This is a genomic window from Nocardioides sp. (assembly GCF_030150155.1).
GTDB lineage: Bacteria > Actinomycetota > Actinomycetes > Propionibacteriales > Nocardioidaceae > Nocardioides.
Window position 1 is genome coordinate 49,188 of record NZ_JASLGR010000011.1, and the last position, 9,915, is coordinate 59,102.

9 protein-coding genes are annotated in these 9,915 nt (G+C 70.1%); 4 read left to right on the forward strand and 5 right to left on the reverse strand.

Annotated features, from left to right (window positions below):
* Positions 1-119: 119 nt before the first annotated feature.
* The 3 genes from serA to Q1V88_RS02310 are packed head-to-tail and all read left to right on the forward strand — an operon-like array spanning position 120 to position 3,175.
* Positions 120-1,325 (forward strand): phosphoglycerate dehydrogenase, encoded by a 1,206-nt coding sequence (gene serA, locus Q1V88_RS02300; protein ID WP_300677350.1) that lies wholly within the window; start codon positions 120-122, stop codon positions 1,323-1,325.
* Between the two features lie 40 nt (positions 1,326-1,365).
* A complete protein-coding gene (locus Q1V88_RS02305; RefSeq protein ID WP_300677353.1) occupies positions 1,366-1,947 on the forward strand; it encodes a hypothetical protein in 582 nt (193 codons plus the stop codon).
* A gap of 40 nt (positions 1,948-1,987) precedes the next feature.
* Complete coding sequence (locus Q1V88_RS02310) at positions 1,988-3,175, forward strand: MFS transporter (protein ID WP_300677356.1); 1,188 nt, start codon at positions 1,988-1,990, stop codon at positions 3,173-3,175.
* A 112-nt stretch (positions 3,176-3,287) separates the two neighbouring features.
* On the opposite strand, the gene Q1V88_RS02315 is transcribed toward Q1V88_RS02310, so the two are convergent.
* Complete coding sequence (locus tag Q1V88_RS02315) at positions 3,288-3,899, reverse strand: alpha-ketoglutarate-dependent dioxygenase AlkB (protein WP_300677358.1); 612 nt, start codon at positions 3,897-3,899, stop codon at positions 3,288-3,290.
* 124 nt (positions 3,900-4,023) lie between these two features.
* Here Q1V88_RS02315 and Q1V88_RS02320 point away from each other — a divergent pair, with 124 nt between their 5' ends.
* Positions 4,024-4,743, forward strand: coding sequence for a GntR family transcriptional regulator (locus Q1V88_RS02320; protein WP_300677361.1), 720 nt, complete (start codon positions 4,024-4,026; stop codon positions 4,741-4,743).
* 16 nt (positions 4,744-4,759) lie between these two features.
* On the opposite strand, the gene Q1V88_RS02325 is transcribed toward Q1V88_RS02320, so the two are convergent.
* From Q1V88_RS02325 to Q1V88_RS02340, 4 genes are all read right to left on the reverse strand, one after another.
* A complete protein-coding gene (locus tag Q1V88_RS02325; RefSeq protein WP_300677363.1) occupies positions 4,760-5,320 on the reverse strand; it encodes a LemA family protein in 561 nt (186 codons plus the stop codon).
* 16 nt (positions 5,321-5,336) lie between these two features.
* On the reverse strand, positions 5,337-7,085 hold the full coding sequence (locus Q1V88_RS02330) for a DUF2207 domain-containing protein (RefSeq protein WP_300677366.1): 1,749 nt from the start codon (positions 7,083-7,085) through the stop codon (positions 5,337-5,339).
* A gap of 112 nt (positions 7,086-7,197) precedes the next feature.
* Positions 7,198-8,823, reverse strand: coding sequence for a chaperonin GroEL (gene groL, locus Q1V88_RS02335; RefSeq protein WP_300677369.1), 1,626 nt, complete (start codon positions 8,821-8,823; stop codon positions 7,198-7,200).
* Positions 8,816-9,769: an SGNH/GDSL hydrolase family protein gene (locus Q1V88_RS02340; RefSeq protein ID WP_300677372.1), complete on the reverse strand. Its 954-nt coding sequence runs from the start codon at positions 9,767-9,769 to the stop codon at positions 8,816-8,818. The genes groL and Q1V88_RS02340 overlap by 8 nt, the downstream gene beginning before the upstream one ends.
* Between the last annotated feature and the right edge of the window lie 146 nt (positions 9,770-9,915).

A 9,915-nucleotide genomic window follows, 5' to 3' on the forward strand; every position in this document is an offset into this window, starting at 1 on the left:
GGCGTCGACACCCCCACTGTGGTGGGGTTGTCGGCATCGGACGTGACCCACGACATAGTCACACGTTCGCATCGTGGCCGATGCGGCACAGTGTCGGTGCACCGCCCTAAACTTGGTGCATGGCTGAGAAGGCGCTCCTGCTCGAGAACATCCACTCCGTTGCCGTCGAGACCCTCGAACGTGCCGGATTCGACGTGGAGCTGAAGAGTGCCTCGATGTCCGAGGAGGAGCTGATCGCCAACCTCCCCGGCGTCACCCTGCTCGGGATCCGGTCGAACACGCACATCACCGCGCGTGTCCTGGACAACGCTCCGGACCTGCGCGCCGTGGGCTGCTTCTGCATCGGCACCAACCAGGTCGACCTGGCCGCCGCCTCCGAGCGTGGCGTGGCCGTCTTCAACGCGCCGTACTCCAACACCCGCAGCGTCGTCGAGCTCGTGATCGCCGAGATCATCAGCCTGGCCCGCCGCCTGCCGGAGAAGACCGCCAAGATGCACGACGGCGTCTGGGACAAGTCGGCCAAGGGCAGCCACGAGGTCCGCGGGCGCACGCTCGGCATCGTCGGCTACGGCAACATCGGCACCCAGCTGTCGAACCTCGCCGAGGCCCTCGGCCTGAACGTGATCTTCTTCGACATCGCCGACCGCCTCCGGCACGGCAACGCCCGCCGGATGCCCAGCCTGGACGCGCTCCTGGCCGAGGCCGACGTCGTCACCCTGCACGTCGACGGCCGCCCCGGCAACGCCGGCATCTTCGGTGACGAGCAGTTCCGGAAGATGAAGCCGCGCTCGATCTTCATCAACGCCGCCCGCGGCATGGTGGTCGACACCGAGTCGCTGCGCGAGCACATCCTCTCGGGCCACATCGCCGGTGCCGCCCTGGACGTCTTCCCGATCGAGCCCAAGGCCCAGGGCGACGAGTTCCAGAGCCCGCTGCGCGGCCTGGACAACGTCATCCTGACCCCGCACGTGGGTGGTTCGACGATGGAGGCCCAGGAGGAGATCGGCTACTTCGTCGCGAACAAGCTCAAGAACTTCCAGCGCGAAGGCTCCACCGCCCTGTCGGTGAACCTCCCCGCCGTCCAGCCGCCGGCGCTGGCCGAGGGCAGCCGGCTCGGCTTCCTGCACGTCAACGTGCCCGGCGTACTGGCCGACGTCAACAACCTCCTCGCAGCCGAGGGCGCCAACATCACCGGTCAGTACCTCGCCACCCGGGGCGAGCAGGGGTACGTCGTCACGGACCTGGCCGGGGAGCTGAGCGAGGCCGGTCTGGCCAAGCTGGAGGCGTCCCCGCACACGCTCTGGTTGCGTCGCTACGCGATCTGAGGTTGGGTAGCGCGGCATGGAGTTGCCTCAACATTGGCCGTTGGCTGACGCCGACGGACTCCGCGACGAGCTGATCGCGGCCTACGACGCCCCCGGGCGGGATTTCCACGACACCCACCACCTGCGGGCCGTGCTCGACCGGCTCGTCGTGCTGGCCAGCAACGGGACCCCGTTCGCACCGCTCCCGGTGACCCTCGCGGCCTGGTTCCACGACAGCCGCTACGACGGCGAGCGCGACTCCGAGGAGCGTGCCGCCGCGTGGGCCCGGGAGGCACTCGCGCCGCACCTGCCCCCCGAGGAGCTCGACGAGGTGGCCCGCCTGGTGCTGCTCACCGAGACCCACGTCGCCGAGCCCGACGACCTCAACGGGGCGGCCCTGTCCGACGCCGACCTCGGCGTCCTGGCGGGCACCACCGAGGAGTACGCCGACTACCTGGCGTGCGTGCGCCGCGAGTTCGGCTACCTCGAGGACGAGCAGTTCCACACCGGTCGCACCCACCTGATCGAGAAGCTCCTCCACCGGCCGGCGATCTTCCAGACCGCGCACGCGCACACCCACTGGGAGGCGCCCGCACGGACCAACCTGGCCGAGGAGCTGGCCTCGATGGGCGTGCGTCAATAACGATTCGTGCAAACCTGGGCCGGGGAGGACAATCGACCCAGTGGGTTTCGCAACGTATGCCGAGGTTCTGAAGGAGCCGATCATCCGGCGTACGGTCCTGCTGGGTCTGGTCATCCGGATCCCGTTGTGGGCCGCGAACATCGTTCTGACACTGCACGTCGTCGACCACCTGCACCGTTCCTACGCGATGGCCGGCATCGTCGGCATGGTGGTCTCGGGCTGCCTGGCCGCCAGCGGTCCGCTGCGCGGTCGCAAGCTCGACCGCAAGGGGCTGCGCGCCACCCTGGCACCGTCGCTGGTGATCTGCACGGCGGTGTGGTGCATCGCGCCGTGGCTCGGGTTCTGGCCGCTGGCGGTGCTGGCCGGGTTCGCTGCCCTCTTCACCGTGCCGACCTTCCCGATCATCCGTCAGGTGCTGATCAGCCACGTCTCGCCCGAGCACCGCGTCACCGCGCTCTCGATCGACTCCGTGGCGGTCGAGATCAGCTTCCTGATCGGGCCGATCCTGGGCGTCCTGGCCGCCACCCTGCTGCCGACCCCGATCGCGCTGATGATCTGCCAGCTCGCCGTGCTGGCCGGCGCCGCGACGCTGTGGATCGTCAACCCGCCGCTGCACCGGGAGAAGCCCGAGCACGCCGGGCACGTGCCGGTGCGGTCGTGGCTGGGGCCCGCTGCTGCCGCCGTACTCGGCATGACCCTGATCTGCACCGTGACCCTCACCGCAGCGGACCTGGCCACCGTGGCGGCGCTGCGGGACTGGGACCGCAAGGGCGACATCGGCTGGGTGCTCGGCCTGTGGGGCGCCGGATCGGGCGTCGGTGGGCTGCTGTACGGCGCCGCCAAGCGGCCCCCGGGCGCCTCGACGCTGCTGCTCCTGCTGGCCGGCACCACCGCGCTGGTGGCCCTGGCACCGAACTTCTGGACGTTCGTCGTCCTCCTGATCCTCACCGGCGTCTTCTGCGCGCCCACGATCACCGCGACCGTCGACGCGCTCTCGCGGATGGTCCCGGCCTCGATCCGTGGTGAGGCGATGGGCTGGCACGGCTCCGCACTGACCTTCGGCAGTGCCGCCGGAGCCCCGGTCATCGGCCTGCTGATCGACCACGGTGGCTGGTCGGCGGGGATGGGCTACACCGGCGTCGGCGCCGTCGTGGTCGCCCTGCTCGCACTGTTGGTGATGAACCGCTTCCGGGCCCGGGCCCAGGCCGCCACCGTCCGTGCCGCCTGAGGCGGGGGCGAACCCGGATCTCGGCGGTGGCGAACCCGGATCTCGGCGGTGGCGAACCCGGATCTCGGCGGTGGTGAACCCGGATCTCGGCGGTGGTGAACCCGGATCTCGGCTAGAAGACGTTGAGCGGGCGGAACTGCACCGAGAGCCGGGGTCCAGCCTTGGCAACCTTGGGCACCGCGTGTTCCCAGGTGCGCTGACAGCTGCCGCCCATCACCAGCAGGTCGCCGTGGCCCATCTCGAAGGAGATCGTGTCGCCGCCGCCCCGCGGGCGTAGCGCCAGCCGGCGCGGGTCGCCTAGGGAGACGATCGCCACCATGGTGTCGTGGGTGCGGCCGCGGCCGATGGTGTCGCCGTGCCAGGCCACCGAATCACGACCGTCGCGGTAGTAGCAGCAGCCCGCCGTGGCGAACCGCTCCCCCAGCTCCGGGGCGTAGTGGTCGCTCAACGCCTCGCGTGCCTCGGCCAGGCCGGGGTGCGGCAGGTCGTCGCCGACCAGATAGGTGTGCACCAGCCGCGGTACGTCGACCACGCGGTCGTACATCTGGCGGCGTTCGGAGCGCCACGGAACCCCGGCGACCATCGCGTCGAAGATCGCGTCGGCCTCGGGCAGCCATCCCGCCGCCACGTCCACCCACGCCCCCGAGCGCAGTGGGGTGCGGGTGATCCGGTCGAGGCCGAACTCGTGCCCGGCCGGGGCGAACAGCGAACCCTGGAAGTCCATGCCACCACACTAGATCATGTGTTCGAATATGCGCGGAGGTGCGCTAAATACTGGGGGTGACTAGTCCCGCCGGAGGATGGATTCTGGCCACGCGACCCCACCGCCTCCCCCTATTCTGATCCGCATGGACCAACCAGTGGCCGGACGGGGCCGCTCACTGAAGCACGAGACGATCCGTGAGTACGTTCGAACGCTCGTCGCCCACGAGGCCCCCGGCTCCCCCGCGCCCTCCGAGCGCGAGCTGGTCCATCGCTTCGGCGTCGCCCGGATGACCGTCCGGCAGGCACTGGACGCCCTGGTGGTCGAGGGCCTGCTGGAGCGGATCCCCGGCCGCGGCACCTTCGTCGCCCGCCCCCGACGACGTACGACGCCGGTGCTCTCCTTCTCCGAGGAGATGGCGCGCCGCTCCCGGACCGCACAGTCCCGGACGCTCGCGGCCCGCCTGGAGGGCGCCAGCGAGTCCGTCGCCAAGGCGCTCGGGATCTCCGAGGGCGACGCGGTGATCTACTGGCGGCGGATGCGCGGCTCGGCCAACCGGCCGCACTGCATCGTCGACACCTGGCTCAACGAGGTGCTGCTGCCGGGCTTCCTGCTCACCGCGCTGCCGCCCAGCCTGTACGAGGACCTCGCCACCCGCGGCCTGCGACCGACCTGGGCCGAGGACATCATCGGCACCGGCCCGGCCCAGGCCGACGAGCCGTCACTGCTCGAGGTGGCCCACGAGTCGCTGCTGATCCGCGGGCAGCGTCGCGCGTTCGCCGGGGAGTCGATCGTGGAGGTCAGCCGCTCGGCGTGGCGCCCCGACGCCTTCCAGCTACGGCTCCAGCTCGGCACCGCCGACTGAGCCCTGCCTCGACGCCTCAGAACTGCACGGTCGGAGCGGCGCGCTGCGCGTCCGGCGCCTGGTAGAACTGCCGCGCCGACACCTTCGCCAGGCCGGTGAAGAACATCCACGGGATGGTGGCGACCAGCTTGTTCAGCCTCGAGACGGCGTCGTTGTAGTACGTCCGCGCGAACGCGATCTGGTTCTCGGTCTCGGCCAGCTGCTTCTGCAGGTCCAGGAAGTTCTGGTTGGCCTTGAGGTCTGGGTAGGCCTCCACCGCGATGTTGAGCTTGCCCAGCGCGCCCTGGAGCTGGGCGTCGGCCGCAGCCTTGGCCGGTACGTCGCTGCCGGCCGCAGCCGCCTGGACCCCGGCCCGAGCCCGGGTGACCTCCTCCAGCACCTCACGCTCATGGGACGCGTAGCCCTTGACCGTCTCGACCAGGTTCGGGATCAGCTCGGCGCGCCGGGTCAGCTGTACGTCGATCCCGCCGAGCGCCTCCTGGGCACCGATGTCGGTCGAGCGCAGCTTGTTGAACCCGATGATCACGAAGCCCACCAGGGCGAGGATCACAACGACGATGATGATCGCGATCAGCATGTCGGCATCCTCGCATTCACCACGAGCCGCCGCCACCCCCGCCGCCGCCACCGCCGCCGCTGAACCCACCGCCACCGGAGGACGAGCTCTGCGTCGCCGAGTACGACGCGATCGCGCTGTTCACGGTGCTGTCGAAGTCGGCGACCAGGCTGGAGGTCAGGTCGCCCGAGGACATCAGACCGGCGGCGTAGTAGCCGCCGAAGTACGTCGGCACGGGCGGCTCCGAGCCGGTCTCGACGCGGTACTTCTCGGCCCACTCGCGGGCACAGTCGAAGGCGACGGCCCAGGGGATGTAGGCGGTGTAGAGGTCGGTGCGTCCGGAGAACTCGAAGCGGTCCTTGCTCGACGGCGTCGACAGCACCCGACGGAAGCCGCCCAGCTGGGACCAGAGCTCGCGTCCGCTGCGGGTCCGCCGCGTGCCGGCACCGGTCGCGGCCATCGAGACACCGAAGATCGCGAACGCGCCCGGGATCACCCCGAGCAGCGTCATTCCGAACGGGTTGAACAGCACGTTGAGCACCAGCAGCGCCAGGCCGCCGAAGACGGCGACCATGCCGATCCCGTCGAAGCCGGTCTTGGACAGGTAGCCGCCCTCGAGCGCCCACAGCTTCACCGCGCTCTTGAACGCGGCCAGCTCGGACTGGAGCCGCTTGCCCGACTCCACGTCGCGCTTGCCGGCGGTGAAGGTGCCCTCGCCGGCCAGTCGCCGGGCCGAGATCGCGGCCAGGTCGTCCTTCTCCGCCGGGGTCTGTCCCGGAGCCAGAGTCCACCCCTCGCTGCTGCGCTCCAGGGCCACGGTGCCCCGCTGGGCGCCGTCCAGCAGCGTGGCGATGTAGGCCTGGCGCGGGATCGTCTCCCGCAGCAGGTAGGCGCCCTGAGCCGGATCCAGGCCCGCCGGGGGCGCGTAGACCAGCGGGAAGGGCGGCTCCTTCTCCCGGGCCTTCGAGCCCAGCCAGGCCCCGAGCAGGGCACCGGCCACGCCGAGCAGGACGACCAGGCCGACCAGCCAGACGTGGGTGCCCAGCACGCGGTCCCAGCGGATCGTCCAGGGCAGGTGTCCGCCCTCGGGCGGCGTGGCCATCGCCAGCGTCGTCATCAGGGTGACCGGGGTGCGGGCCGCGAGCGAGTCGAGGTGGAGGGCGAGGGTGGTGGTGCCGGCACCGGACGCCGTACAGGGTGCGCCAGCGGTGCCGTTGCCGGTGATGCAGCGCACCGTCGGGGCCGCGGCGACCGGGAGGTGCACGGTGACGTCGACGTTCGACATCTGCTGCTGCCAGCCGCCGGACACGACGTTCCAGTAGAACGTGCTCTGCCCGCCTGCGGCCTTCAGCAGCACCCCGGGGATGGTGTAGCGGATCACGTAGCGGTGCGTGCCCTGGGACAGGTACCGGTCAGGGTCGCCGATCTGTACGACGAGGTAGCGGGCGCCGTCCTCGTGGTGCGTGCTCCAGGCGGCACGGACCCCGTCCTGGGTGACGCTGAGGTCGCGCGGCGTACGCCGGGCGTGCGGGGCGTTCGGGTCGAGCCGATCGAAGAACCGGAAGAGGCCGTGCCGGTCACCGGTGGTGACATCGAGGTCGATCGTCTCCACCGCGGAGAGGTCGCCGGCCTTGGTGAGCGTGAACTGGGCGTCGTACCGACTGATGCTGGTCGGCTCGGCCACGGAGCTCGAGGAGGACGTGGACGCGCTCCAGAAGAGCGCAGGGGCCAGGATCAGCCCCGCCATCACCACGATCCCGAGGACGTAGAGGACGAAGCGGTTCACGCGAGTGAGCCTAACGGCCCCGCACGCGCCGAGGGCCTGATCCGTGCGGATCAGGCCCTCGGTGACTCTGCGTCAGGTCAGGTGGCTACGCGATGCGCAGCGCTCACGCTGCTCAGAAGTCCATGCCACCCATGCCACCGGTCGGGTCGCCCATCGGGGCGGCCTTCTCCGGCTTGTCGGCGATGACGGCCTCGGTGGTGAGGAAGAGCGCGGCGATGGACGCAGCGTTCTGCAGCGCCGAGCGCGTCACCTTGGCGGGGTCGATGATGCCGTTGGCCAGCAGGTCGACGTACTCGCCGGTCGCGGCGTTGAGGCCCTGACCGGTCGGCAGCGAGGCGACCTTCTCCGCCACGACGCCACCCTCGAGACCGGCGTTGACCGCGATCTGCTTGAGCGGAGCCGAGATGGCGGCCTTGACGATCGAGGCACCGGTGGCCTCGTCGCCCTCGAGCTCGAGCTTCTCGAAGACGGCAGCGCCGGCCTGGACCAGAGCGACACCACCACCGGGGAGGATGCCCTCCTCGACCGCAGCCTTGGCGTTGCGGACGGCGTCCTCGATGCGGTGCTTGCGCTCCTTGAGCTCGACCTCGGTGGCAGCGCCGACCTTGATCACGGCGACGCCGCCGGCGAGCTTGGCGAGGCGCTCCTGGAGCTTCTCGCGGTCGTAGTCGGAGTCCGACTTCTCGATCTCGGCGCGGATCTGGTTGACCCGACCCTCGATCTGAGCCTGGTCGCCGGCACCCTCGACGATGGTGGTCTCGTCCTTGGTGATGACGACCTTGCGGGCCTGGCCCAGCAGCGACAGGTCGGCGGTGTCGAGCTTGAGCCCGACCTCCTCGGAGATGACCTGACCACCGGTGAGGATGGCGATGTCCTGGAGCATGGCCTTGCGGCGGTCGCCGAAGCCCGGAGCCTTGACGGCGACGGACTTGAACGTGCCCTTGATCTTGTTGACGACCAGGGTCGAGAGAGCCTCGCCGTCGGTGTCCTCGGCGATGATGACCAGCGGCTTGCCGGACTGGATGACCTTCTCCAGCAGCGGGAGGACGTCCTTGACCGAGCTGATCTTCTGGTTCGCGATCAGGATGTAGGCGTCCTCGAGGACGGCCTCCATGCGCTCGGGGTCGGTGACGAAGTACGCCGAGATGTAGCCCTTGTCGAAGCGCATGCCCTCGGTGAGCTCGAGGTCCAGGCCGAAGGTGTTGGACTCCTCGACCGTGATCACGCCCTCCTTGCCGACCTTGTCCATCGCCTCGGCGATGAGCTCGCCGACGGTGGTGTCAGCGGCGGAGATGGACGCGGTGGCCGCGATCTCCTCCTTGGTCTCGATCTCCTTGGCGTTCTCCAGGAGCTGGCTCGAGATGGCGTCGACGGCCTTCTCGATGCCCTTCTTGAGACCCATCGGGTTGGCGCCGGCGGCGACGTTGCGCAGACCCTCGCGGACGAGAGCCTGGGCCAGCACGGTGGCGGTGGTGGTGCCGTCACCAGCGACGTCGTCGGTCTTCTTGGCGACCTCCTTGACGAGCTCGGCACCGATCTTCTCGTAGGGGTCCTCGAGCTCGATCTCCTTGGCGATGGAGACACCATCGTTGGTGATCGTGGGGGCGCCCCACTTCTTCTCGAGCACCACGTTGCGGCCCTTCGGGCCCAGGGTGACCTTGACGGCGTCGGCGAGGGTGTTCATGCCCCGCTCGAGGCCGCGGCGGGCCTCCTCGTTGAAGGCAATCAGCTTAGGCATTGCGCTCGGCATCCTTCGTGGATCGAAGTTCATGAGTTGTCACTCTCACGGCGAGAGTGCCAGCTTCATGTTTAGCACTCGGCACCTGAGAGTGCAAGGCAGATGGGGCGGGAGCATGGTGCCCGAAGGGCACCTCGTCGCGCTCCCCCAGCGCCGCGAGCACCGAGGGCACCAACGCCTCGGCGGTACGCCGATAGCCGAGCTCGCTCGGGTGGAAGTGGTCGATCGAGAACATGTCGTCGGGGTTGGTGACGAAGAACGGCCCGACCACCTCGGCCAGCGAGACCACGTGGGCACCGGCCGCCAGGGCCGCGTCCCGTTGGGCGGCGGCCAGCTGGCGCGAGGCGCGACCGGCCAGGCTGCGCAGCGGGTCGGGCAGCGGACGCAGCGCGCCGAGGTCGGGGCAGGTGCCGACCACGACCGGGCAGCCGCGGCCACGCAGGTCGTCGATCACCCGGGTGAGCGCCTCGACCGACTCGGCGACCGGGATCCGGTGGGTGACGTCGTTGCCGCCGACCACGACGACGGCGACGTCGGGCACCTCGCTCGGGGCCAGCCGGGCGAGCTGCTGCTCGGGGAGCATCCAGGTCTCGGCCCCGACCTTGGCCAGCGTGGTCAGCCGGACGGGGCGGTCCAGGCGGTCACCGATCTCCTTGGCCAGCCGAGCACCGAGCGTGCCCTTGGCCCGGCCGGCGCCCAGGCCGGCAGCGATCGAGTCGCCGATCAGGACCAGCTCGATGGGCTCCCCGCGATCGGCGTACCGACGGCGGTAGACCTTGTCCGCGACCAGCGCGGTCTCCCCCAACGGCTTGCCGATGGTGGCGCGGGCCTGGGCCGCCTGATGCTTGAGCAGGGCGACGAACCCGACGGCGCCGAGCGCCCCGAGCCCGCCCAGGGCCGCAGCCCCGGCTCCCAGTCCGATCAGGCGTCGCTGCGTACGGTCCATGCCTCCTGGGTATCCCAGCAGGCTGAACCGCTCCCGAACGTGATGTGAACTCGCGCCCGGCCGTTGCCGATCCGCGGAATCATTGACGCGCGCGGCTCCAAGGAGCCGCCACGAAGGCGGCCTTGGAGCGAAGCGGCCGTCGAGTG